25 protein-coding genes are annotated in these 23,825 nt (G+C 66.3%); 15 read left to right on the top strand and 10 right to left on the bottom strand.

Annotation, left to right across the window (positions count from 1 at the left end; translation table 11 throughout):
- Nucleotides 1-25 precede the first annotated feature (25 nt).
- Nucleotides 26-1,045, top strand: coding sequence for an NAD(P)/FAD-dependent oxidoreductase (locus ACQY8M_RS27050; RefSeq protein ID WP_428662268.1), 1,020 nt, complete (start codon nt 26-28; stop codon nt 1,043-1,045).
- An 11-nt stretch (nt 1,046-1,056) separates the two neighbouring features.
- Here ACQY8M_RS27050 and ACQY8M_RS27045 read toward each other — a convergent pair whose 3' ends face one another.
- From ACQY8M_RS27045 to ACQY8M_RS27020, 6 genes are all read right to left on the bottom strand, one after another.
- Nucleotides 1,057-2,124 carry an ABC transporter ATP-binding protein gene (locus ACQY8M_RS27045; RefSeq protein ID WP_428662265.1) on the bottom strand — a complete coding sequence of 356 codons (1,068 nt, stop codon included), beginning with the start codon at nt 2,122-2,124 and terminating at the stop codon, nt 1,057-1,059.
- Nucleotides 2,121-3,122: an ABC transporter ATP-binding protein gene (locus tag ACQY8M_RS27040; protein ID WP_428662262.1), complete on the bottom strand. Its 1,002-nt coding sequence runs from the start codon at nt 3,120-3,122 to the stop codon at nt 2,121-2,123. The genes ACQY8M_RS27045 and ACQY8M_RS27040 overlap by 4 nt, the downstream gene beginning before the upstream one ends.
- 70 nt (nt 3,123-3,192) lie before the next feature.
- Nucleotides 3,193-4,656, bottom strand: coding sequence for an amidohydrolase family protein (locus ACQY8M_RS27035; protein ID WP_428662259.1), 1,464 nt, complete (start codon nt 4,654-4,656; stop codon nt 3,193-3,195).
- A 19-nt stretch (nt 4,657-4,675) separates the two neighbouring features.
- Nucleotides 4,676-6,250, bottom strand: coding sequence for an ABC transporter substrate-binding protein (locus ACQY8M_RS27030; RefSeq protein ID WP_428662257.1), 1,575 nt, complete (start codon nt 6,248-6,250; stop codon nt 4,676-4,678).
- Between the two features lie 8 nt (nt 6,251-6,258).
- Entirely contained in the window at nt 6,259-7,164 is a 906-nt protein-coding gene (locus ACQY8M_RS27025) for an ABC transporter permease (RefSeq protein ID WP_428662254.1), read from the bottom strand.
- Nucleotides 7,161-8,063 (bottom strand): ABC transporter permease, encoded by a 903-nt coding sequence (locus ACQY8M_RS27020; protein ID WP_428662251.1) that lies wholly within the window; start codon nt 8,061-8,063, stop codon nt 7,161-7,163. Before ACQY8M_RS27020 ends, ACQY8M_RS27025 begins: the two co-directional genes overlap by 4 nt.
- Nucleotides 8,064-8,177: 114 nt before the next feature.
- Here ACQY8M_RS27020 and ACQY8M_RS27015 point away from each other — a divergent pair, with 114 nt between their 5' ends.
- The 4 genes from ACQY8M_RS27015 to ACQY8M_RS27000 all read left to right on the top strand — a co-directional run bounded on the left by ACQY8M_RS27015 (nt 8,178) and on the right by ACQY8M_RS27000 (nt 12,410).
- Nucleotides 8,178-9,137 carry a dihydrodipicolinate synthase family protein gene (locus ACQY8M_RS27015; protein WP_428662248.1) on the top strand — a complete coding sequence of 320 codons (960 nt, stop codon included), beginning with the start codon at nt 8,178-8,180 and terminating at the stop codon, nt 9,135-9,137.
- 8 nt (nt 9,138-9,145) lie between these two features.
- Nucleotides 9,146-10,615, top strand: a complete 1,470-nt coding sequence (gene hydA, locus ACQY8M_RS27010) for a dihydropyrimidinase (protein ID WP_428662245.1) — start codon at nt 9,146-9,148, stop codon at nt 10,613-10,615.
- 117 nt (nt 10,616-10,732) lie between these two features.
- The gene (locus ACQY8M_RS27005; protein WP_428662243.1) at nt 10,733-11,683 is read left to right on the top strand and encodes an N-carbamoyl-D-amino-acid hydrolase; all 951 of its coding nucleotides are present in this window, start codon (nt 10,733-10,735) and stop codon (nt 11,681-11,683) included.
- Nucleotides 11,684-11,783: 100 nt separating this feature from the next.
- Nucleotides 11,784-12,410: a flavin reductase family protein gene (locus tag ACQY8M_RS27000; protein ID WP_428662240.1), complete on the top strand. Its 627-nt coding sequence runs from the start codon at nt 11,784-11,786 to the stop codon at nt 12,408-12,410.
- Nucleotides 12,411-12,446: 36 nt separating this feature from the next.
- On the opposite strand, the gene ACQY8M_RS26995 is transcribed toward ACQY8M_RS27000, so the two are convergent.
- A complete protein-coding gene (locus ACQY8M_RS26995) occupies nt 12,447-13,103 on the bottom strand; it encodes an aspartate/glutamate racemase family protein (protein WP_428662237.1) in 657 nt (218 codons plus the stop codon).
- Between the two features lie 84 nt (nt 13,104-13,187).
- Here ACQY8M_RS26995 and ACQY8M_RS26990 point away from each other — a divergent pair, with 84 nt between their 5' ends.
- From ACQY8M_RS26990 to ACQY8M_RS26950, 9 genes are all read left to right on the top strand, one after another.
- Entirely contained in the window at nt 13,188-14,030 is an 843-nt protein-coding gene (locus tag ACQY8M_RS26990) for a transporter substrate-binding domain-containing protein (protein WP_428662235.1), read from the top strand.
- Entirely contained in the window at nt 14,030-14,767 is a 738-nt protein-coding gene (locus ACQY8M_RS26985; protein ID WP_428662233.1) for an amino acid ABC transporter ATP-binding protein, read from the top strand. The genes ACQY8M_RS26990 and ACQY8M_RS26985 overlap by 1 nt, the downstream gene beginning before the upstream one ends.
- A 172-nt stretch (nt 14,768-14,939) precedes the next feature.
- Nucleotides 14,940-15,620, top strand: coding sequence for an amino acid ABC transporter permease (locus tag ACQY8M_RS26980; RefSeq protein ID WP_428662231.1), 681 nt, complete (start codon nt 14,940-14,942; stop codon nt 15,618-15,620).
- Complete coding sequence (locus ACQY8M_RS26975) at nt 15,608-16,282, top strand: amino acid ABC transporter permease (protein ID WP_428662229.1); 675 nt, start codon at nt 15,608-15,610, stop codon at nt 16,280-16,282. Before ACQY8M_RS26980 ends, ACQY8M_RS26975 begins: the two co-directional genes overlap by 13 nt.
- 69 nt (nt 16,283-16,351) lie before the next feature.
- Nucleotides 16,352-17,161: a TIGR03084 family metal-binding protein gene (locus ACQY8M_RS26970; RefSeq protein WP_428662226.1), complete on the top strand. Its 810-nt coding sequence runs from the start codon at nt 16,352-16,354 to the stop codon at nt 17,159-17,161.
- A gap of 23 nt (nt 17,162-17,184) precedes the next feature.
- Entirely contained in the window at nt 17,185-18,804 is a 1,620-nt protein-coding gene (locus ACQY8M_RS26965) for a thiamine pyrophosphate-dependent enzyme (RefSeq protein WP_428662223.1), read from the top strand.
- A 1-nt stretch (nt 18,805) separates the two neighbouring features.
- Nucleotides 18,806-20,041 (top strand): alpha/beta fold hydrolase, encoded by a 1,236-nt coding sequence (locus tag ACQY8M_RS26960; RefSeq protein ID WP_428662220.1) that lies wholly within the window; start codon nt 18,806-18,808, stop codon nt 20,039-20,041.
- Nucleotides 20,042-20,096: 55 nt separating this feature from the next.
- Nucleotides 20,097-21,068, top strand: a complete 972-nt coding sequence (locus ACQY8M_RS26955; protein ID WP_428662217.1) for a Bug family tripartite tricarboxylate transporter substrate binding protein — start codon at nt 20,097-20,099, stop codon at nt 21,066-21,068.
- A 120-nt stretch (nt 21,069-21,188) separates the two neighbouring features.
- A complete protein-coding gene (locus ACQY8M_RS26950) occupies nt 21,189-21,578 on the top strand; it encodes a response regulator (protein WP_428662214.1) in 390 nt (129 codons plus the stop codon).
- 51 nt (nt 21,579-21,629) lie between these two features.
- Here the strand turns inward: ACQY8M_RS26950 and ACQY8M_RS26945 are convergent, their stop codons facing one another.
- Nucleotides 21,630-22,196, bottom strand: coding sequence for an NnrU family protein (locus tag ACQY8M_RS26945; RefSeq protein ID WP_428662211.1), 567 nt, complete (start codon nt 22,194-22,196; stop codon nt 21,630-21,632).
- A gap of 109 nt (nt 22,197-22,305) precedes the next feature.
- On the opposite strand from ACQY8M_RS26945, the gene ACQY8M_RS26940 reads away from it, so the two are divergent.
- Nucleotides 22,306-22,857, top strand: coding sequence for a hypothetical protein (locus ACQY8M_RS26940; RefSeq protein ID WP_428662208.1), 552 nt, complete (start codon nt 22,306-22,308; stop codon nt 22,855-22,857).
- 29 nt (nt 22,858-22,886) lie between these two features.
- Here ACQY8M_RS26940 and ACQY8M_RS26935 read toward each other — a convergent pair whose 3' ends face one another.
- Nucleotides 22,887-23,525 carry an isochorismatase family protein gene (locus ACQY8M_RS26935; protein WP_428662205.1) on the bottom strand — a complete coding sequence of 213 codons (639 nt, stop codon included), beginning with the start codon at nt 23,523-23,525 and terminating at the stop codon, nt 22,887-22,889.
- Nucleotides 23,522-23,794: an outer membrane protein assembly factor BamE domain-containing protein gene (gene bamE / locus ACQY8M_RS26930; RefSeq protein ID WP_428662203.1), complete on the bottom strand. Its 273-nt coding sequence runs from the start codon at nt 23,792-23,794 to the stop codon at nt 23,522-23,524. Before bamE ends, ACQY8M_RS26935 begins: the two co-directional genes overlap by 4 nt.
- Nucleotides 23,795-23,825 lie beyond the last annotated feature (31 nt).

Raw genomic sequence — 23,825 nt, 5'->3', positions numbered from 1 at the left:
TCAATCTGAGGAATTGTTCGGAACCATGGCCAACGGACATCATCAGACCGACGTCGTCATCGTAGGGGCGGGGCCCGTCGGGCTCTTCACCGTCTTCGAGTGCGGCATGGTGCGGCTTTCCTGCCATGTCGTCGACGTGCTCGACGATGCCGGCGGGCAGTGCACTGCACTCTATCCCGAGAAGCCGATCTACGACATCCCGGGCTTCCCCAAGGTCGACGCAGCCGAGCTGATCGTTAGGCTGAAGGCGCAGGCAGCGCCGTTCAGGCCGGTCTATCACCTGGGCGAGCAGGTCCAGTCGCTCGAGGCGCTGACCGGCGGCTTCTGGAAGCTCACCACCGCGAAAGGCACGGTGCTGCAGGCGCGCGCGGTGATCCTCGCGGCCGGCGTCGGCGCCTTCGGGCCGAACCGGCCGCCGCTCGAAGGGATCGAGGCGTTCGAGGGCAAGAGCGTCTTTTACTACGTGACCCAGCGCGAGAATTTCCGCGGCAAGCGGGTGGTGATCGCGGGCGGCGGCGATTCGGCGGTCGACTGGGCGCTGTCGCTGGCCGAGATCGCCGCGCGCGTGTCGGTGATCCATCGCCGCGACCGGTTCCGTGCCGCGCCCGAGAGCGAGGCGCGGCTGAAGGCGCTGGTCAAAGACGGCAAGATCGACCTCGTCGTGCCCTATCAGCTCCACAGCCTCGACGGCGCCGACGGCCAGATCACGGCGGTGAACGTGGCGACGCTCGACGGCATGGAGAAGAAGATCCCGGCCGACGTGCTGCTGCCGTTCTTCGGCCTGTCGATGTCGCTCGGGCCGATCGCCGAGTGGGGGCTGGCGCTGGAGCGCAACCAGATCGCGGTCGATCCTGCGACGGCAGCGACGAACCTCGCCGGCATCTTCGCCGTCGGCGACGTCGTCACCTATCCTGGCAAGCTGAAGCTGATCCTGACCGGCTTTGCCGAGGCGGCAGTGGCGGCCCGCTCGGCCTACGCGCTGGTGCATCCCGAGACGCCGTTGCACTTCGAGTATTCGACGACCGCGGGTGTGCCGGGAGCGTAGCTTTCCGGAATCTACGCCGCTGAGGCGCGGGTGAGGAGTCTCAACGCCGCCAGACGGGCGGCGTAGGGCGGCTCGTTCTCCGGCACCAGCGGCGGCGGCACGATCGTCTCGGCGAAGTGGCAGGCGACGCTTGCGCCTTCGTTGCCGATCGGGCGCAGCGGCGGCTCGTCGAACTTGCAGCGGTCCTTGGCGTAAGCGCAGCGGGTGTGGAAGTGGCAGCCCTTGGGCGGATTGAGCGGGCTCGGCACGTCGCCCGCCAGCCGGATGCGGGCGCGCGTGGCGGTCGGGTCGGGCACGGGCACCGCGGAGAGCAGCGCCTGCGTGTAGGGATGGCGCGGCAGGGCGAACAGCTTCCTCTTGGGCGCAAGCTCGACGATCTTGCCGAGGTACATCACGGCGACCCGGTCGGCGATGTGGCGCACCACGGCGAGGTCGTGGGCGATGAAAATGTAGCTGAGGCCGCGCTTGTGCTTGAGATCCTGCAACAGGTTGATGACCTGCGCCTGGATCGACACGTCGAGCGCCGAGACCGGCTCGTCGCAGACGATCAGCTTCGGCTCGGAGGCCAGTGCGCGGGCGATGCCGATGCGCTGGCGCTGGCCGCCGGAGAATTCGTGCGGGTAGCGCAGCGCATGCCAGGGCGACAGGCCGACCTCGCCAAGCAGGGCATCGATGCGCTGGCGGAGCTTCGCGGCCGAGGCCAGGCCGTGCAGGCGGAGCGGCTCGGCCAGCGCTTGGCCGACGGTGAGGCGTGGATTGAGCGAGGCGTAAGGGTCCTGGAAGATGATCTGGATGTCGCGCCTCAGGTCGCGCAGCGCGCGGCGGTCGAGCGCGCGGACGTCCTTGCCGGCGAAGCGGATCGTGCCGGCGCTGGCCTCGATCAGGCGCAGGATCATGCGGCCGGTCGTCGACTTGCCGCAGCCCGATTCGCCGACCAGCGCCAGCGTCTCGCCGGGCGCCACGTCGAAGGTCAGGCCGTCGACGGCGCGCACCGTGCCGACCGCGCTTTGGAACACCACGCCGCGCTTCACCGGGAAGTGCTTGGCGAGGCCGGAGACGGAGAGAAGCGGCTCGGTCATTCGGCGGCCAGCGCCAGGGTCTGGTCGAGCGGCGCCTTCCAACAGGCGGTGCGGTGGCCGGGCGAGATCTCGCGCAGCGCCGGCTGCTCGTCGCGGCAGCGTGAGTCGGCGAGCGGGCAGCGCGGGCTGAAGCGGCAGCCCGCGGGCAGGGCGAAGGGATTTGGCACCATGCCCTCGATCGCGGTCAGGCGCTCGTCGCCGTCGCTGCCCAGCCGGGGGATCGAGCCCAGCAGGCCCAGCGTATAGGGATGCTGAGGGTCGCCGAACAGGAGGTCGACCGGCGCCTCCTCGACGATGCGGCCGGCATACATCACGATCACGCGATGGGCGAGCTCGGCCACGACGCCGAGGTCGTGGGTGATCAGCATGATCGCCGTGCCCGTGCGCTCGCGAAGGTCGCGCAGCAGGTCGAGGATCTGCGCCTGGATGGTGACGTCGAGCGCCGTCGTCGGCTCGTCGGCGATCAGGATCTTGGGGTCGCAGGCCAGCGCCATGGCGATCATCACCCGCTGCCGCATGCCGCCGGAGAGCTGGTGCGGATACTCGTCGAGCCGCGTCTCGGGCGAGGGGATCCTGACCAGCCGCAGCATCTCGAGCGCGCGGGCGCGCGCTTCGGCCTTGCTCATTGCGCGATGCAGCTGGATACCCTCGATGATCTGGTCTCCGGCGGTCTGCACCGGGTTGAGACTGGTCATCGGCTCCTGGAAGATCATCGAAATCGCGTCGCCGCGTATCGCGCGCATCTCGGCTTCCGGCAGGTCGAGCAGGTTACGGCCCGCCAAGCGTACCGCGCCCGATGCGATGCGGCCGGGCGGGCTGGGCACCAGCCGCATGATCGACAGCGACGTCACCGACTTGCCGCAGCCCGACTCGCCCACGATGCCCAGCGTCTCGCCCGGCATCAGGCTGAAGCTCACGCCATCGACCGCCGCGAACACGCTGCCGCCCGAGCGGAACTCCGTGCGCAGATTGTCGACCTCGAGGAGGGGCGTCGTCATTGGACCGCGCGCATCCTGCGCGCCTCATGATCCTGAGCGCGCAGGATGCGCGCGGTCCAATGAGGAGAGATCACGTCACCGGCCTCGATTGCGGCAGGCGGTCCTTCTTAGCGTAGACCGGCGGCGAAAGAGCGTCGGCGTCGCGGCCGGCCCAGTCGCGCTGGCTGACGGTCGCGAGCCGCTTGCGCTGGCCCTCGATCAGGCCGGCGGTCGCGGCCTCGACGTCGATAGTCAGGACCTTGCCGTCCTTCACCACCTGCTTGCCGTCGACATAGACATGGCGGATGGCGCGCTCGCTCGCCGAGTAGATCAGGCTGCGCACCGGCTCGCGGCTCGGCTGCATGTAGGGATGGCTCATGTCGACCAGCGAGAAGTCGGCCTTGGTGCCAGGTGCCAGCCGTCCGAGGTCGGGCCGGCGCAGGATCTTCGCACCGCCGATCGTCGCCGCTTCGAAGGCGTGACGCGTCGTGCCCATCTTGTAGTTGCCGGTGAAGACGCGGGCGGCGTAGCAGACTAGCCGGATCTCATCGACCATGTTGTGCGGGAAGGTGTCGGTGCCGATGCCGACGGTGATGCCGGCATTCATGTAGCGGCCGATCGAGTTCATCACCATGCCGCGCCGCGCGAACACGGTCGGACAATGCGCCACCGCCGCGCCGGAATCACGCAGGCGCTCGAAGTCGTTGCTGTGCGGGTGGTGGATCTGCGGATGGTCGTTGAGGAAGATGCCGTGGCCGATCACCAGGTCGGGCCCGAGCACGCCGATATCCTCGAGCCATTCGATCGGCGTCCTGCCGTGCCGGCGCACCATCTCGTAGAACTCGACAACGGCCTGGCAGGCATGGGTCTGCATGGGGATCCCGCGCTTCTTCGCTTCTTGCTGGGCTTCGCGGAAGAAACCCTCGCGGCACGTGTCGATCTGCGCCGGGCCGGCCATGCCGCCGATGCGCCCGCTGGGATGCTTGATCGCCTCGTCGATCGTCTTCATCGAGGCTTCGAAGGCCTTCTCGCCGGCCTTCTCGTCCCACGCATAGTCGACCGTGTGGCCGTTCTGGGTGAACCACACGCCCTGCCGCATCATCGGGCAGACAACGGCGCGGATGCCGGTCTTCGCGAGGTCCTCGACCCATCCGTCGCGCGCCATCGAGAGGTCGGTGATGGTCGTGACGCCGCTCTTCAGCAGCTCGGACAGCGCAACCTGCGTCGACGGCCCCGCGTCCTCTGGCGCGAGGCCGTAGACCGTAAGGTACTCATAGAGCGAGCTCTGGCCCAGCTTGTCCGAGCCGTACTCCTCGGTCAGGCCCTTGTTGGCCGGTTCCGAGAAAGGATGGGAGTGCACGTTGACGAAGCCGGGGATCGCCATGAAGCCCTTGCCGTCGATCGTCGTGTCGACCGGACCGGCATAGCCCGGCCCGACATGCACGACCTCGTTGTCCTTGAACACCAGATCGCCGCCGTCGAGATAGACGTGGTGCTGCTCGGAATCGTCCCACGCCACGATGTGATCGAGGCCGGCGATCTTGGTGGTTTTCATGGACGTCTCTTCCCTGGGATTACTTGAACGCGATGCCGAGGCCCTTGTAGAGGCCGCAGCCATAGATGCCGTGGGCCTTGATCGGCTTCAGCTTCGCGCCGCTCACGACGAACAGCGGCTCATGATAGAGCGGGATCCATACCGCCGCATTGGTCACCTTCTCCTGCACGGCGGCGTAGGCGGCCGCGCGGGTCGCATCGTCGGTCGCGGTCATGCCCTTGTCGAGCAGCGCGTCGGTTTCCTTGTCCTTCCAGTTCATGCGGTTGGGCGTCGGCGTGTTGGCCGAGCGGAAGTAGAGGTTGAGCGCGTCGCCCGCCGAGACATACGGGAAGCTCATGCCAAAGGCGTCGAACTCCTGCGTCGCGAGCTTGCCCCACGCCACGGTCGAGTCGAACAGCTGGATCTGCAGGTCGATGCCGACCTTGCGCAGGTCGCCTTGGACCGCCTCGGCGACCTCCTTGAACTGGCCGGAGATGCCGTAGATCAGAGGCGCCAGCTTCTTGCCGTCCTTGTAACGGAAGCCGTCGGCACCCTTCTTCCAGCCCGCCTCGTCGAGCAGCTTCTCGGCCTCCTTGATGTTCTCGCCGTAGATCGCCTTGTCCACTTTCGGGTTGAAGTCGAGCACGCCCGAAACCAGCATCGTGTTGGCCGGCTCGGCGAAGCCGAAGGTCACGGCGTCGGAAATCGCCTTCTGGTCGACCGCGAGGTTGATCGCCTTGCGCACGCGGATGTCGCTCACCGTCTCCTTGTCGACCTTGAAGCCGATGAAGTAGGTCCAGAAGAAATTCTCGGCCTTGGTGACCGAGAGCTTCTTGTCGGCCATCAGTTCCTTGAGCGACCAGTAGGGCACGTACTGGCTGGCGTCGGCCTGGCCGGCCTGCAGCGCAGTCACGCGCGTGTTCTCCTCGGGCACGACCTTCCAGATCACCTTGTCGACCTGCGCCTCGGTGGCGTCGTAGATCGGCGGCCCCCACTTGTAGCCGGCATGCTTGGTCAGCACCGTCGAATCGCGCGGCGTCCAGCTTTCCATGCAGTACGGCCCGGTGCCGTCGACCGGCTTGATCCCGAAATCGGCGCCGAGTTGCTTGACCTGCTCGATGTTCAGAATCGTGTGGAAGTACTGCGTCATCTGGTAGAGCAGCTCGGAGAACGGCTTCTTGAGCCTGTACTCGACCGTGACGTCGTCCGGTGCCGTGACCTTGTCGACGTCGCCCATGCGCCACTTCACGAGGCCCTTGGTCTCCGGATCGAGCCAGCGCTCGTAGGTCGCGACCACGTCCTTCGCGGTCATCTTCTTGCCGGAGCAGAAGGTGACGTCATCGCGCAGCTTGAAGGTGTAGGTGAGGCCGTCCGGCGACACGCTCCAGCTTTTCGCGAGGCCGGGCTTCAGCGTCTTCATGTCGTAGTCGAGGTTGACTAGCGTATCGCCGATCATGTGCATGACCTCGGCGCCCGAGCGGGCCGTCGACTTGTGCGGATCGTAGCGATCGGTGTCGATCTCGCGCACGATGGTGACGGTCTTCTGCGCCAGTGCCGGCGTCGCGGCGCTCGCCGCGAGTGCCGCCAGCGCGGTCCAAAACAAACGCTTGCTCATACTGCCTCCTATTGCCTGAGCTTGGGGTCGAGGGCGTCGCGCAAGGCGTCGCCCAGGACGTTGAAAGCGAGAACCACGAGGAAGATCGCCGCGCACGGCAGGGTCGAGACGTGCGGTGCGATCGAGAGGAACTTGCGCCCGTCGGCGGCCATGCTGCCGAGCTCCGCCGTCGGCGCCTGCGCGCCCAGCCCGAGGAAGGAGAGGGCGGCGCCGAGCAGGATCGCCTGGCCGAGCTGCAGGGTCATGTAGATCAGGATGGTCGGCCAGCAATTGATCGCGAGGTAGCGCCAGATCAGCGCGCCGTCGCCCAGGCCGACCGCGCGGCCGGCCTCCATGTATTCCTGCTGCATGACGGACTGCGCCGCGCCGCGCGCGATGCGGGCGATCGATGGCACCGAGGTGACGCAGAGGGCGAGGATCAGGCCGAACAGGCCGGTGCCGACGACGGCAGCGATGGCGAGGCCGAACAGGATGGCCGGAAACGAGAGCAGCACGTCGACCAGCCGCATCAAGGGCGTATCGAGGCGGCGATAGAAGGCCGCCATCAGGCCGATCGCTGCGCCGATGCTGCCGCCGATCAGCACCGCGATCATGCCGATGCCGAGCGTCGAGCGCAGGCCGAACAGCATGCGGGTGACCATGTCGCGGCCTTGCTGGTCGGCGCCCAGCAGGAAATCCGGGCAACGGGCGCCGCCGATCGGGCACAGCCGCAGGCGCATGTTGTTGGAGTAGGGATCGAACGGCGCGATCCAAGGCGCCAGGATCGCCGCGGCGACGACAATGAACAGGAACAGCGCGGCGAGTGCGGCCGGCGGGTCCTTGAGGATGCGGCGCCACACGGCATTCTTGCGCCGGAGCGCGGCGATCGCGCGCTGGTCGGCCTCGCTTTGCAGCGGTATCGCGGCGTCGGTCATCCGCGCGCGATCCGGGGATCGAGATAGGCGTAGAGCACGTCGACGATCAGGTTCACCGTCATGAACCCGACCGCCAGGATCAGGATCGCGCCTTGCGCCAGCGGAAAGTCGCTCGAGGTGATAGCGCCGACCGCCATGCGGCCAACCCCGGGCCAGGCGAACATGGTCTCGGTGACGATCGAGCCGCCGAGCAGGAAGCCGATCTGCAGGCCGACGAGCGTGACGACCGGGATCAGCGCGTTGCGCAGCGCATGATGGATGGTCACCCGCCAGTCCGATGCGCCCTTGGCGCGCGCCGTGCGCACATAGTCGGCGCTGAGGGTTTCGAGCAGCGAGGTCCGCGTCATGCGGGCGACCGGTCCGACGAACACCGCACCGAGCGTGATCGCGGGCAGGATGATGCTGTGCAGTCCCGACGGGGTCCAGATCGGCCCATCGCGGCCCTGGAACGGCAGCAGGCCCGCGCCGCCGACATACTGAATCAGCAGCAGCCCGACCCAGAACACGGGCACCGATACGCCCATCACGGAGAGCGCCATGATGAAGCGATCGATCAAGGTGCCGCGCCGGCGGGCTGCCAGCGTTCCGAGCAGGATGCCGAGCGGCACGGCCCAGATCAGGCAGGCGAGCATCAGCTCGACCGTCGGCCACAGCGTCAGGCCGATCTCCTCGGAGACGGCACGATTGGAGATCATCGAGCGCCCGAGATCGAGCTGCAGCACGCGCCCGAGATAGAGCACGAATTGCAGCCACACCGGCTTGTCGAGGCCCATCTGCTGGCGGATCGCTTCGACGTCGGCCGCGGTCGCGCTCGGGCCGGCGGAAACCGTCGCCGGATCGGTGGGAACGACCTGCAGCAGCAGGAATCCGATCAGCAACACGCCCAGCAGCACGGGCATTGAAATCATCAATCGGTGGGCGATATGGCGCGCCATTTAATTCAGGACCTGCTGCCCTGCAGAATCGTATAGTGCATGGCACAAGTACTGCAAGAAGCGCGCCGGGAGTGGGTCATGTCTGCCGCAAAACTGAACGAGACCGCGAAGGGTGTCTACATCATCGCCGCCACGCCGTTCACGAACGACGGCGCGCTCGATCTGCAGAGCGTCGACACGCTCACGGATTTTTATCTGCGGTGCGGCGTCGACGGATTCACGCTGCTCGGGATGATGGGGGAGGCGCACAAGCTCACCGCCGACGAGTCGATCGAGGTGGTGAAGCGCGTGGTCGGCCGTGCCGGCGATCGGCAGGTGATCGTCGGCGTGAGCCATGCCGGGCTCGAGAATGTGCGGCGGCTGTCGCACGAGGTCATGGTCGCGGGCGCGTCCGGAGTCATGGTGGCGCCGCCGGCCGGGCTCAAGGGCGACGATGGCGTCTACAACTACTATGCGCAGGTCTTCCAGGCGCTTGGGCCGGATATTCCGGTCGTCTATCAGGACTATCCGCAGGCAACGGGAGTATATTTGGCGCCGCACGTGTTCGAGCGGCTGGTCGACGACTTCAAGCAGCTCGTCATGCTGAAGCACGAGGATGCGCCCGGGCTCGCCAAGCTGACGCGCGTGCGCGAGGGCGAGAAGAAGCCCGGGCGCCGCCGCGTCTCGATCCTGGTCGGCAATGGCGGCCTCTACCTTCCGCAGGAGATGCGTCGCGGCGCCGATGGCGCCATGACCGGCTTCGCCTGGCCCGAGATGCTGGTGCAGGTCTACGAGCTGTTCGCGGCAGGCAAGGCGGAGGAGGCGGAGGATCTGTTCGACCTCTACCTGCCGCTGGTGCGGCATGAAGTGCAGCCGGCGATCGGGCTCGCGTTGCGCAAGGAAGTGCTGTTCAAGCGCGGCGCGATCAAGAGCCCTAAACAGCGCGCGCCGGGCTCGTCGCTGACGGCGACCGATCGCGCGGAACTGGAAGCGATGATGACCCGGTTGGAGCGCCGTTTGGCGGCGTCGGGACGGTCGCACAAGCTGGCGGCGGAGTGAGAGGACTTATGGCTGACTATGATCTGATCGTTCGAAACGCAAAAATCGTCACCGAGGATCGCCAGAGCGAAGGAGACATCGGGATCAAGGACGGGCGCATCGCTGCCGTTGAGCCCGGCCTGAAAGGCAGCGCGACGCGCGAGATCGATGCTGGCCACAAGTTCGTACTGCCCGGCGGCATCGACAGCCACGTCCATGTCGAGCAGAAATCGGGCATGGGCGTGATGTGCGCCGATGATTTCTATACCGGCACGGTGTCGGCCGCGTTCGGCGGGACGACGACCATCATTCCGTTTGCTGCCCAGCACCGCGGCATGTCGCTGCGCAAGGTGGTCAACGACTATCACGAGGCGGCGACGCCCAAGGCCGTGATCGACTACGCCTTTCACCTCATCATCACCGATCCCAGCCCGCAGGCGCTGGGCCAGGACCTGCCGGCGTTGATCAAGGACGGCTACACCTCGTTCAAGATCTACATGACCTACAACGCCATGAAGGTCAGCGACTACCAGATGCTCGACATCCTGGCGCTGGCGCGGCGCGAGGGCGCGCTGGTCATGGTGCATGCGGAGAACCACGACATGATCCAGTGGCTGGCGCATCACCTGGTCGAGCAGGGCCATGGCGCGCCGAAGTTCCATGCGATCGCCCACGCGCGCGTGGCCGAAGCCGAAGCGACCAATCGAGCGATCTCGCTGGCCCGGCTGGTCGATGCGCCGATGCTGATCGTGCACATGTCGGAGATCGAGGCGATCGAGACGCTGCGTCAGGCGCAGAAGAAGGGCCTGAAGATATTCGGCGAGACCTGCCCGCAATATATCGGCCTGACCGCCGACGACATGGACAAGCCGGGCGTCGAGGGCGCGATGTGGTGCTGCTCTCCGCCGCCGCGTGATTCGGCGGCGCAGGAAGCGGTGTGGGTGGCGTTGAAGGACGGCACCTTCCAGACATTCTCGTCCGACCACGCGCCCTACCAGTTCAACGAGGGCGGCAAGATCCCCAAGGGCGACAAGACGACCTTCAAGGAGATGGCCAACGGCGTGCCCGGCCTCGAGATCCGCCTCCCGCTGCTGTTCAGCGAGGGCGTGCAGAAGGGCCGCATCAGCCTGCAGCAGTTCGTGGCGCTCTCCTCGACCAATCACGCCCGTCTCTACGGCCTCTATCCGCGCAAGGGCACGATTGCCGTCGGCTCCGACGCCGATCTCGCGATCTGGGACGCCGACAAGGACGTGACGATCCGCTGGAAGGACCTGCACGACAATGTCGGCTACACGCCGTACGAGGGCCGCGAGATCAAGGGCTGGCCGACCACGGTGATCAGCCGCGGCCGCGTGGTCGTCGAGGACGGCAAGCTCAACGCTGAACGCGGCTCGGGCCAATTCCTGCCCTGCGACTCGCCCGACTCGTCCAAGCCCAAGGGCATGATCGCGCCGGAGCTGCAGGCGATGAGCCGGTTCGGCCTGAAGCCGCTATTCTAGGTATGACTGTCATCCTGAGCGCAGCGAAGGATCTAGCGCTAGCTCCGGAGAGCTGCTTTGGAAGTGGCGCTAGATCCTTCGCTGCGCTCAGGATGACAGAGGAAAAGGAGCCTTAACGTGTCGCGTCGTCTAAAAGTCTCATCGGCCCAGCTGGGGCCCATTCATCGTGCCGACAGCCGCGCCAGCGTCGTGAAGCGCATGATCGAGATGCTGAAGGAAGCCGACTCGCGCGGCTCGAGGTTCGTGGTCTTCCCGGAACTCGCGCTCACGACCTTCTTTCCGCGCTACTGGATGGACGATCCGAACGAGGTCGAGAAGTATTTCGAGAACCAGATGCCGAGCCCGGAGACGGCGCCGCTGTTCGAGCTGGCGCGCTCCAAGGGGATCGGCTTCTACCTGGGCTATGCCGAGCGCACCGAAGAGGGCGGCGCCCCGCATCACTTCAACACCTCGATCCTGGTCGGTCCCGACGGGCGCCTGATCGGCAAGTATCGCAAGGTCCACCTGCCGGGACATGACGACCATCGTCCGAACGTGCCGTACCAGCATCTCGAGAAGAAGTACTTCGAGGTCGGCGATCTCGGCTTCAACGTCTGGAAGATGTTCAAGGAGGAGGTGATCGTCGGCCAATGCATCTGCAACGACCGGCGCTGGCCCGAGACGTTCCGCGTCATGGGGCTGAAGGGCGCCGAAATGGTCGTGCTGGGCTACAACACGCCGAGCGACAATGTCTATGCGCCGCATGAGCCGCCATACCTGCGTGTGTTCCATCACATGCTGTCGCTGCAGGCGGCCGCCTACCAGAACGGTATCTGGGTCGTCGCCACGGCCAAGGCCGGCAAGGAAGACGGCTTCTGGCTGCATGGCGGCTCGGTAATCGTGGCGCCGACCGGCGAGGTCGTGGCCAAGGGCACGACCGAGGAGGACGAGGTCATTTCCTATGACTGCGACCTCGCGCTCGGAGAATACATCCGCAACACCACCTTCAACTTCGCCAAGCACCGTCGTCCGGAACATTACAAGCTGATCAGCGAACGGGCGGGCGTGAAGCTCGAACCGTCGAACTAAGGGTTGTCGTCCTGAGCGAAACGAAGGACCTAGCAGAAGTTTAACCGGGCCTGCGGCGGAGGTGAGATCCTTCGCTTCGCTCAGGATGACAGGAGTAGAAATGCAATACGCCGCTTCCGATGTCGCGCCGCACGAGCGCTACAAGATACTCGCCGCCTTCGTCCTGCCCCGGCCGATCGCCTGGGTGACGACGCTCGGGCCCACCGGCGTGGTCAATGCCGCGCCGTTCAGCTTCTTCAATGTCTTCGCCGAGGACCCGCCGCTGATCATGTTCGCGCTCAACAAGCGGCCGGACGGGCGGCTCAAGGACACCTGGCTCAACATCCAGCGCACCGGCGAGTTCGTGGTCAACCTGACCGATGAGCCGCTGGCGCGCGCGATGCACGATTCGAGCGGCGACTTTCCGCCGAACGTCGGCGAGCCGGACTATCTCGGCCTGAAGCTCGCGCCGTCGGTCGACATCAAGCCGCCGCGCCTCGCCGATGCGCCGTGGTCGATGGAATGCAAGACCTGGCAGGTCATCAACGTGAAGGACGACCGCCAGCTCGTGATCGGGGAGGGCCTGCGCTTCCACATCCGCGACGAGTTGTGGGATCCCAAGGCGATGCGCGTGCACATGGAGCGCTATCACCCCGTCGGCCGCATGTTCGCCGACCGCTACTGCCGGACCGACGACCGCATGGAGTTCCCGGCGGCACCCGTCGTGACCGCGAAAGCGGCAGAGTAGACGTGGCTTGATGCCGGCGGGTCGCGCGCGCCCTGGCTACCAGTGTAGCCGGCTGCGCCCGATCGCCATCGAGACGGCGGCTTGCGAGGGCTCGACGACCGGCAGGCCGACGTGGCGCTGCAGGCGGTCGCGATAGCGCGCCATGCCGGCGCAGCCCATGATCAGGACATCGGCGCCGTCCTCGTCGCGCAACTCGGCAGCCACCTCGGCCATGCGGCTGAAGGTGCGCGTCTCGTCGGAGAGCTCGACCACGCCGAGGCCGATCGCGCGGTCGCCAGCCATGCGGTCGGCGACGCCCATCTGGCCGACATAGCGCAGGTGGCGCGGGATCGATTTCTTCAGGATCGAGATCACGCCGAAGCGCTGACCCAGGGTCAGCGCGGTGAGGATGCCGCACTCGGCGATGCCGAGCACCGGCTTGGTCGTGATCTCGCGCGCGGCATGCAGGCCGGGATCGGAGTAGCAGGCGATCACGAAGGCGGAGCAGTCGTTGCCGCGGTTCTTCACGGTGGCGCTGATCGGCGCCACGACGCTTTCGACATCGGCCTGCGTCTGGATTCCGGGCGGACCTTCCTTCAGGGTCACGCATTCGATCTGGGGACCGCCGCTCATGCGCAGCGGATCCATCGCGCGGTCGATGCCGTCGGTGACGGCCTGCGTCGAATTGGGATTGATCACGAGAATGCGTTCCATGGCGGCAAACATGGCCTCTAAATTGCAATCCAACAACCGCTGATCTAGCGTCCGGGTGTGGGCGTGACGAGGGAGAACAATCGAATGATCAACCGTATTGCGGCTGCTGCCGCAGCGATTTTGCTGTGCGCGTCGCCGGCAGTCGCGCAGGAAGGCAAGCCGCTGCGCACCGGGGTCGACGGCAGCTTTCCGCCGCATGCGTTTCCGAAGCCGGGCGGCGGAACGCAGGGCTTCAACATCGACCTCTTCACCGAGGTCGCCGCGCGCATGAAGCGTCCGATCACGATCGACGCGGTGAGCTTCTCGACCCTCATCCCCGGCATGCAGTCGGGCCGCTATGACTTCATCGCGGCGCCGACCACCGTCACGAAGGAACGTGCGGAGGCGATGCTGTTCACTGCGGGCTACCTGTGGACCGCCTTCCAGTTCGGCATCAAGAAGGGCAGCAAGCCGATCACCGGCTGGGCCGATCTCAAAGGCAAGGTGGTGGCTGTCAACAAGGGCACGCCCTACGAGACGCTGTCGAAGAAGATGGGCACGGAGCACGGCTTCGAGGTCCAGGCCTACGACTATCAGACCGACGCCGTGCAGGCCGTCCTGTCGGGCCGTGCCTACGCCACGCTGGTGGGCAATACCTCGATCCGCTACATCGCCAAGCAGACGCCGATGTTCGTCGCCGATCTCGAGCTCAAGGAGACCCGGGCGCATTGGGCCGCACCCGTGCCGAAAGACAATCCCAAGCTCCGCGCCGAGCTGCAGGATGTGCTCGACTGCATGAAGAAGGACGGCTCGATCAGCAAGCTTTCGGAGAAGTGGCTGGGCTACACGCCCGGGCCGGATTCGCTGGAGAACGTGATCACGCCGGGCTACGGCGTGCCCGACATGCCGGGCTACGACCCGACGCCGCACCCGCTGCATTGCGGTTGATGCAGAAGATCGTCAAAGCCTACGGCGTTCACAAGCATTTCGGTCACCTCCACGTCCTCAAGGGCGTCGATCTGGAGGTGGCCGAGCGTGAGCTCGTCTTCGTGATCGGCCCGTCGGGATCGGGCAAGTCGACCCTGCTGCGCTGTCTCAACCGGCTGGAGCAGCCGAGCTCGGGCAGCATCGAGGTCGCGGGCATCGACATGCTCAGTCCTCGGACCGACATCAACCATGCCCGCCAGCACATCGGCATGGTCTTCCAGTCGTTCAACCTCTATCCGCACATGACGGCGTTGGGCAACGTGATGCTGGCGTTGCGCAAGGTGGCGGGCAAGAGCCGCGCCGAGGCGGAGGAGGTGGCGGGCGCCGCTCTCGAGCGCGTCGGCCTCGCCGACCGCGCGCATCACCGGCCGGCGGAGCTGTCCGGCGGCCAGCAGCAGAGAGTCGCGATCGCACGCTCGATCGCGCTCGAGCCGAAGGTGATGCTGTTCGACGAGCCGACATCGGCGCTCGATCCCGAGCTGGTCGGCTCGGTGCTGGAGGTGATGCGCGATCTGCGCGAAAGCGGCATGACCATGATCGTGGTGAGCCACGAGATGGGCTTCGCCAAGGCGGCCGCCGATCGCGTGATCTTCATGGATCATGGCCTGATCGTCGAGCAGGGGCCGCCGGCCGCGATCTTCGACGCGCCCGCGCATGAACGCACCCGCACCTTCATCGGCCAGATCCGGAAGCATTGATGAGTGCTTCGGCGGAGCGCGCCAACCTTGATCTGCTGGGAGCGCGGCTCTCCAGAGCCGCTCTTCCTCGGATTGCCAGATCCCACGAGCGGCTCTGGAGAGCCGCGCTCCCAGCAAGCCGATCCCATCGAGAAAGCCGCCAACGCCGCAGCTCGCAGCCAGGCGCGCTGCCATGACCGGCCTGGACAAGTTCCTCGACACCTTCTTCAACGCGAAGGTGATGGCGAAGTACCTGCCGGACATCCTGGCGGGCACGCTGGTCACGATCGAGCTGGCGGTGCTGATCGTGGTCTGCGGCATCGGGGCCGGCCTGCTGCTGGCGCTGGTCCGCGCGCTGGCGATCCGGCCGCTCAACTGGCTGATCATCTTCGTGGTCGACCTGTTCCGCTCGCTGCCGCCGCTGGTGATCATCGTGCTGCTCTACTTCGGCCTGCCGTCCGCGGGCTGGTCGCCATCGGGCTTCCTCTCGACCTGGCTGTCGCTCACCCTGGTGCTGATGGCCTTCTCCGAGGAGATCTTCTGGGCGGGCATCACCTCGGTCCACAAGGGCCAATGGGAAGCAGCCCGCTCGACCGGACTCGGCTTCGGGCAGACGCTGATCGACGTCGTGCTGCCGCAGGCGCTGCGCCTCACGATCGCGCCGCTCACCAACCGCACCATCGCCATCACCAAGGGCACCGCGCTCGGTACCGTAGTGGCGCTGCACGAGATACTCGGCATGGCGTCGTCCGCCGTGTCGAACTCCTACAACCCGTCACCGCTGATCCTGGGCGCGGCGGCCTATCTCGTCCTGTTCGTGCCCGTAGTCGTCGCGGCGCGCTGGGTCGAAACGAAGTTCGCATGGAAGAGATAGTCGACAGCTTCTTCAATGCCGACATAGCGGCGGCGGCACTGCCGCTCGTCCTGTCCGGGTTGGGCAACACGATCCTTCTGTCGCTGATGGTCGTGCCGCTGGGCTTTTGCGCCGGCCTGCTGCTGGCCGTGATGGCGCAGTCGAAGCACTTCGCCGTGCGCTGGCCGCTGATGGCCTGGGTCGACTTCTTCCGCGCGTTTCCGCCGCTCGTGCTGCTCGTCCTGCTGTTCGCCGGCCTGCCGTTCATGGGGCTCGAGCTCGGCGGCTTCGCCTGCGTCGCCGTGGCCTTCATGCTGAACAACAGCGCCTATTACGGTGAGATCCTGCGCGCCGGCATCGATTCGGTGCCGCACGGCCAGATCGAGGCCGCGCGGTCGACGGGACTCTCCGCCACCCAGGCGATGATCCATGTCGTCCTGCCGCAAGCCATTCGGAACGTGATGCCCGATCTGCTTTCCAACACCCTCGAGGTGGTGAAGCTCACCTCGCTCGGCAGCGTCGTCGCTGTTCCGGAGCTGCTCTTCCGGGCACGCGAGGCGCAGAGCGTCAGCTTCAACGCCACGCCCGTCGTCATGGCGGCGGTCATCTATTTCCTGATCCTGTGGCCGCTCGTACGGCTGCTGAGCCGGCTGGAGAATCGCGCGCTCGCGGGACGGACCTGACGCGGGAGCCAGAGCGCTCGCTGCCCTGTTCCTCGATTCCGACTATGATGCGGGGGAGGTGAGGCCAGCATGACGTTGCAACAGATCGTCGATCTCCGCGCCGAGGCCGATGAATTCGACCGCCTGCTCGCCGGGCTGAAGGATGAAGATTGGCGGCGCGCCACCCTGTTCAAGGGCTGGACGATCGACGACATCGTCCAGCACCTCCACATGGGCGATCGGATGGGGCTCGCCTCGGCGACGGACGAGGCGGCGTTTGCCGCTCTGCGGGCCGACATCCAGGCGAAGCGGGAGGCGGGATTGAGCCGGCTCGAGGAGACGCGTCAGCGTCTGGCGGGGCTCACCGGCCGCGCGCTCCGCGAGCGATGGCGCGCGACGCTGTGGGAACTGTGCGATGCGCTCGCGGCCAAGCCGGCCGATGCGCGGCTCAAATGGGCGGGTCCCGACATGGGCGTGCGCATGTTCGCGACCGCGCGACAGATGGAGATATGGTCGCACTCGCAGGCAATCTACGACGTCATGGGGATCGAGCGGCCCGCGCCGTCGGCGCGGCTGCGCAACATCGCCGAGATCGGCGTACGCACCTTCGGCTGGACCTATCGCGTCAGGAACCTGGCGGTTCCATCCACGATGCCGCGGGTGCGCCTTGATGGTCCGAACGGCGAGACCTGGGAGTGGAACGCGGCGTGCGCGACGGACGGCGTGTCGGGCGACGCCGTCGCATTCTGCACTGTGGTGACTCAGACGCGCAATGTCGCCGACACGTCGCTCCTGGTGGAGGGCGACGTTGCCAAGCACTGGATGAGCATCGCACAGTGCTTTGCCGGGCCGCCGGAGACCCCGCCCGCCAAGGGCGCACGACAGCTGGCGAAGCCATAACGAACGGAAACGGGAAACGCCCAATGCCTCGCATGACCGGCGGAGACGCCATCGTCGACTCTCTCCTGCGCCACGGGATCGACACCATCTTCGGACTGCCCGGCGTGCAGATGTACGGACTGTTCGACGCCTTCGCGCGCAACGCCAACCGTCTGCGTGTGCTCAACGCGCGGCACGAGCAGACGACGGCCTACATGGCGATGGGCTACGCCCAATCGACCGGCAAGCCGTCGGTCTTCACCGTGGTGCCGGGCCCCGGCGTGATGAATGCGATGGGCGCGATGCTGACGGCGTGGGGCGTCAATACGCCGATCATGTGCATCACCGGCCAGGTGTCGAGCGCCATGATCGGCCGCGGGCGCGGTCAGCTCCACGAGATGCCGGACCAGCTCGCCACCCTGAAGAGCGTGCTGAAGTTCGCCGAGCGCATCGAGCATCCGACCGACGCGCCGCAGGTCATGGCGCGCGCGTTCGAGGCGATGGTGTCGGGCCGGCCGGGCCCGGTTGCCGTCGAGATGCCGCTGGACATGTTCCCGATGGTCGCCGACGTGACGCCGGTCGAGCCGCTCGGCAAGCGTCCCGCGCCGGTGCCCGATGGCGACAGGATCGCGGCGCTCGCCAAGCTGGTGAATGCGGCACGGGCGCCGATGATCTGGGTCGGCGGTGGGGCGAACGAGGCGGGCCCCGAGGTGCTGGCGCTGGCAGAGAAGATCGGTGCGCCAGTCGTCGCATTCCGCACCGGCAAGGGCGTGGTCGATTCGCGTCACCCGCTGTCGCTGACCACGGTCGCCGGCTTCAAGATCTATGACCATACCGACCTGCTGATCGGCATCGGCACGCGGCTCGACGTGCCGGTGGCGCGCTGGGCGCCGGCGCCGGCGGGACTGAAGATCGCGCGTATCGACATCGACCCGGCGGAGCATCGCCGGCTGACCGTCAACGTGCCGATCGTCGCCGATGCCGCCGAGGGCACGCGGGCGCTGACCGCAATGGTCGAGCGCAATGAGCGGCCTGAATGGCGCAAAGCCGTGGCCGAGGCGAAGGCGGCGGCGCTGGCGCAGATCCAGAAGGCCCAGCCGCAATGGTCGATGCTCGAGGCGATCCGCGAGGTGCTGCCGGACGACGGCATCGTCGTCGACGAGGTAACGCAGGTCGGCTACATCGCCTGGTACGGCTATCCGGCGCACCAGCCACGCCGGTTCATCACATCGGGTTTCTCGGGGACCCTCGGGTACGGCTTCCCGACGGCGCTGGGCGTGAAGGTCGGCAACCCCGACCGGCCGGTCGTGTCGATCACCGGCGATGGCGGCTTCCTTTTCGGCGGCTCGGACCTTGCGACCGCGATGCAGTTCGGCATCAACCTGGTGACAGTCGTCGTCAACAACTCATCCTACGGCAACGTCCTGCGCGACCAGCAACGGCTGTACGAAGGGCGGCATTCCGGCTCGCTGCTGACCAACCCGGACTTCCAGCTCTACGCCAAGTCGTTTGGCGTCGGCGCCTGGAAGGTGGAAACCGCCGACCAGCTCAAGGGCGCGCTGCGCGAGGCGATCGCCTCCAATGCTCCGGCGATGATCGAGGTGGTCTCCGACATCACCAAGGACTACCCGCCCTACGAGTTCCATCAGCCGAAGCGGGCGTGACATGGTCCAGTTCGACAGGTTGGCGCAGGCTCTCGACGGACGGCCGGCGCTGCAGCAGCGGGCGAGGAAGGCCGGCTTGTCGGTGGTCGTGCGCGCGGGCGACGCGGCGGCGACGGTTCGTGTCGGCGAGACGATCACGACGGCGCCCGGTGCGTCGTCCGACGCGGCTTTCACTCTCATCGCCAGCCCCGAGACGTGGGCGGCGTACGCGAGGCCGGTGCCGCCGGTCGGCTACCAGAGCATCGTCGGCATGGTCCGCATGGGCACGCTGCGGGTCGAAGGCGACATGCTGGCGTTCGGGCGCAACCTGCTCTTCCTCGAGCAGCTCTTCGCCGCCCTGCGTCCCGAGACACCCGTGGAAGCTTTGCCTGGGATCGGCGCGCCGGTCATCGAGCCGGTCGTCGGCCGCTACCTGAGGCTCGACCTCAATGGCCGTCCGCATCGACTCTATTTCGAGGAAGCGGGGCAGGGCATCCCGCTCGTCTGCCTGCACACGGCCGGCGCCGACGGGCGGCAATATCGCGCGCTGCTAAACGACGCCGAGATCACCCGCCGCTTCCGCGTCGTCGTTTTCGACCTGCCGTGGCACGGCAAGTCCTCGCCGCCGCCGGGTTTCGAGCGCGACGCCTATCAGCTCACGACCGACCTCTATGTCGACACGGTCATGGCCTTCTGCCGCGCGCTCGGGCTCGACCGGCCGGTGGTGATGGGCTGCTCGATCGGTGGCCGCGCCGTGCTCCATCTGGCGCTGCGCCACGGCGAATACTTCCGCGCCGCCATCGGCCTGCAGTCGGCCACCCATGCCGATGCCGGCGCCGATACCCGTCTGCGCGACCTCGGCGTGATGTACCGTCCCGACGTGCATGGGCAGGAAGCCGCCGCTGGCTCCGTCGCGTGCCTGATCGCGCCGACATCGCCCCAGAGCGAGAAGTGGGAGACGCTCTGGCACTACATGCAGGGCGGGCCGGGCGTGTTTCTCGGCGACCTGCATTACTATTTCACCGATGGCGACCTGCGGAACGGCCTGCTCGACAGCCTCGACACCAAACGCTGCCCATTGCACCTGCTGACCGGCGAATACGACCTCTCGGCCACGCCCGAGCTTACCGCCGAGCTCGCGAAGCTGGTGAAGGCGACGTCCTTCCAGGTGATGGAAGGCCTCGGCCACTTTCCGATGTCCGAAAATCCCGCGCAATTCCGCAAATACCTGCTGCCGGTGCTCGAGCGCATCGGCTGACTGTCATCTCGACTGCAAAAAATGATACTCTCGGCAAAAGTCTGGGAGGGAAGCAATGCACTCGATTTCGCGCCGCACTTTCGGCGGCCTGATGCTTGGCGTAGCAACCGCGCCCGTCGCCGCGCAAACCACCGCCTGGCCTGACAAGCCGGTCAAGCTTCTCGTCGGCTTCACGGCCGGCAGCGCGACCGACGTCACCGCGCGCATGTTCGCCCAGAAGTTCGGCGAGGCCTGGGGCCAACCGGTGATCGTCGAGAACGTCGCCGGCAATTCGGGTGCGATCGGCACCGACAAGGTCGCCAAGGCGGCGCCCGACGGCTACACGCTGATGTGGTCCGGTAATGCCGCGATCACCATACTGCCCAGCCTGCAGAAGCTGCCATTCGATCCGGTGAACGACTTCGAGCACATCTCGACCTCGCTGGCGACGTCGAGCATCGTCTTCGTGAACAACGACCTGCCGGTGAAGACGCTGGCGGAGCTGATCGCCTATGCCAAAGCCAATCCCGGCAAGCTCAGCTACGGCTCGCCGGGCGTTGGCACGCCGCAGCATGTGGCAGGCGCGCTGCTCTGCCACCTGGCAGGTATCAAGATGGAGCACATCCCCTATCGAGGTGCCAACCTCACCGACACGATGAGCGGCATCGTGCCCGTCGGCATCCAGAATGCGGGAGCGGCGATGCCCTTCGTGCGCGACGGCCGGGTGCGCGGCATCGCCGTGACGGCGCCCAAGCGTTCACCCAACTCCGCAAACCTGCCGACGGTCGCCGAGTCGGGCTTTCCCGGCTTCGAGGCGACCTCGTGGTTCGCACTGTTGGCACCCAAGGGCACGTCGAAGGAGATCGTCGAGAAGGTGCGGGCCGAATCGCTCAGGGTGCTGGCTGATCCCGAGATGGTGAAGAAGTTCGCCGTGATCGGGCTGGATCCGGTCGGCAGCACGGGCGAGGAGACAAGGGCGGCGATCGCCGGCGACATCCCGAAGTGGCGCAGGGTGGTCGAGGAAGCAGGCATCAAGGCTGGCCCTTGATAACCGAAGAAGGCGATGGACGCGGCCAGAGCAGCTTGAAAAATCCGCAACGTCGTCTTCGGGAGTACGTTCTCGATACGTGGCAGGATTATCGCCAAGGTACTGCAGAAAGTTGTCTTAATGTTGGGTGAAGCATCTTCCGGCCTCAAGGACCGTCCGCGTTGCGTGCTGATCGTGGAAGACGATGACCTGCTCGGCATCGCGATCGGCCTGTGCGTGGAGGACGCCGGTTACGAGGTGGCAGGCCTTGCGCGCTCGGTCGAGGCGGCCCTGGAGACGCTCGACCGCGAAACCGTCGATGCTGCGTTGCTTGACATCAACCTGCAGGGAGAGCTGGTGTTTCCGGTCGCAAATGCCCTGGCCGAGCGCGGCGTGCCGTTCGTCTTCGTGACGGCCCATCCGCCGCGCGACATTCCGGAGAAGCACCGCCATCGTCCGGTGGTCCCCAAGCCCTATTACGATGCCGCCATCTGCGCCGCGCTCGAGAGCGTGCTTTCGCTGAAGTCATGAACCGGGACCGCGTCACCCGTGGCGCGGTCCCCGCGAAGATCATCTTGCCTATCACGCTATGGGAACGCCGATCAGCCAGGGATGCAACCAGAACATCGCGCCATAGGCGATACTGCCGACGACGACGGCGATGGCGTCACCTGCCGTGAATCCGGAGCGCGGAGCGCCGGGATCGCCGCGGCGCTTAACCGCAATTCGGTCATAGACGGCCCAGGCGAGCAAGGTGCCGAACAGGATCAGTGAGCCCAGGTCGCCGTTGGCCAGGAGATGCGCCAGGGCCCAGATCTTCACGCCGACCAGCATGGGATGGCGCAGCAGTCCCTTGATTTTTCCGGGCGGCGCATACGCCGCCGCGAGAGCTACGAACGAGAACCACATCAGCAGCAGGGTCAGGTGGCGCAGCCCGACCGGCGGATCCCAGACCGGGATGTAGCCGTCAGCCCGATAGCGGCCGAAGCCCCAGACGATGAGGACAAGGCCGGCCGCCGACACGAGCGAGTAGAGCCCTTTGTAGGGCCCTTCGCCGATGCTGCCGATCAGCGCAGCGCGCGGCTCGCGCAGCGTCGTGAATGTGTGGATACCGAGGAAGAGCACAAGGCCTGCGATCAGCATCGTCATGGAGAACTCCGCGGTTGGCCGCGCAACTTTCCGCCGCGGCTGGCATTGCCCTTATACGGCTGCAGGGGGCCGTTTGGGCATGCGCGCATCCATATATGCTACGGGACTGTTGATTGCAGCGATCGAGTTCACCGGCGTTTCGGCGTTTGCGCAGCAGCTTGCCATGGCACCGTCTTGGACCGATTGCTCCCCGCAAGCGCCGGATTCGATACAGATCAGCTGGACTGAACCCTGCCTGGAAGATGATTGGCTGTTGGACGCGAAGACGGGTTGCCGGATGTGGGATTGGCATCCTGACCCACAGGATCGTGTCGTTTGGAGCGGCAGCTGCCCAGGCGGAAAAAGAGACGGTCGCGGAACGGTGCAATGGTTCGAGCACGGCCAACGGATCGACCGCTTCGATGGCACGTATCGAGGTGGCAAGCGCGAAGGCTTCGGCCGTTACGTCTGGAATGAAGAAAGCAGCTTCGAGGGCCAGTACGTCAACGACGTCCCGAACGGCTTCGGAACGGTGAACCTCCTGGGCGAGACGTTTGCCGGCGACTGGAAGAACGGCTGCCTGCACAAGGGCGGCCGGGTGATCGCCATCGGCGTGGAGCGAAAAAGCTGCGGCGAACTCGCCGCGCAGGTCGACCGGCCGCGGAACGGAGCGGCATTCTAGGGCCTCGTGGCGGCGCTCCCAACAGAGTGTCAGAGCGCGTTGCGGCGGGCCCAGCTTTCAAGGTAGTCGGTGCAGAAGGCGAGATCGACCACGTCGACGTAGCGCCGGCCGATGTCGCGCAGGTTGTCGCGATGGGGTTGCTCCTCGATGTCGCCGACACAGTCCTCGGGCACCAGGGTGCGATAGCGCAGGCTGAAGCTGTCCAGGGCGGTGCCGCGGATGCAGCCGGAGGTGTTGCAGCCGGTCACGATCACGGTGTCGACCCGCTCCTTGGTGAAATAGTTGGCGACGCCGGTCTCGAAGAAGATAGACGGGCCTTTCTTGGTAACGTGCACATCATAGGCGGCATCGTAGATCAGCGGATCGAGCCTGGTGCTTGGATGGCTGTGCAGGAAGGTCTCCCGCACGGCGGTGATCTTCCAGTAAGGCATCTCGCGCTCGTTCAGGTAGGCGGTATTGCACACCGCCACCGGCACGCCGTGCCGGCGCGCCACCTTCAGGAGCTTCGCCGTGTTGTGCAGCGCGCGCACGACCAGCGGCGCGCCGCCCAGCGGATATTGCGGATCGGTGAAGCCGACCTGGAAATCGACCACGACGATGCCCGGCCTTTCGCCGGTGCCGACCGGAATCGCGCCGTAGCTGCGGCGGGCGTAGTCGTCGTCGCTCATGTCGCCTGACCGAACGTGTCGACCTTGCCGTCGCTGTAACAGACGTAATAGCGGTCGGTCATGTTCCAGGGCACGCGGCTCCAGAAGTCCTTGGCGACGGTGTACATCTGGCATTCGCGGCCCGCCGTGTTGCTCGAGCCGTCCGGCGGGCCCATCACGGCGGCGACCTCCTCGCGGCTCATGCCGGCATGGACCTGCTCGACAGCTTCACCGTGGACGCAGCCGGCGGTAAGGAAGGCCATCAGCAATCCGAAAGCGGCGTGCTTCATCGGTAAACTCCAAGGGTGATGCGCCAACGAT

This window comes from Reyranella sp., from assembly GCF_965279465.1.
Lineage (GTDB): Bacteria > Pseudomonadota > Alphaproteobacteria > Reyranellales > Reyranellaceae > Reyranella.
Note: the sequence above shows the minus strand (reverse complement) of the source record. Positions and strands in the feature narration are given on the sequence as shown.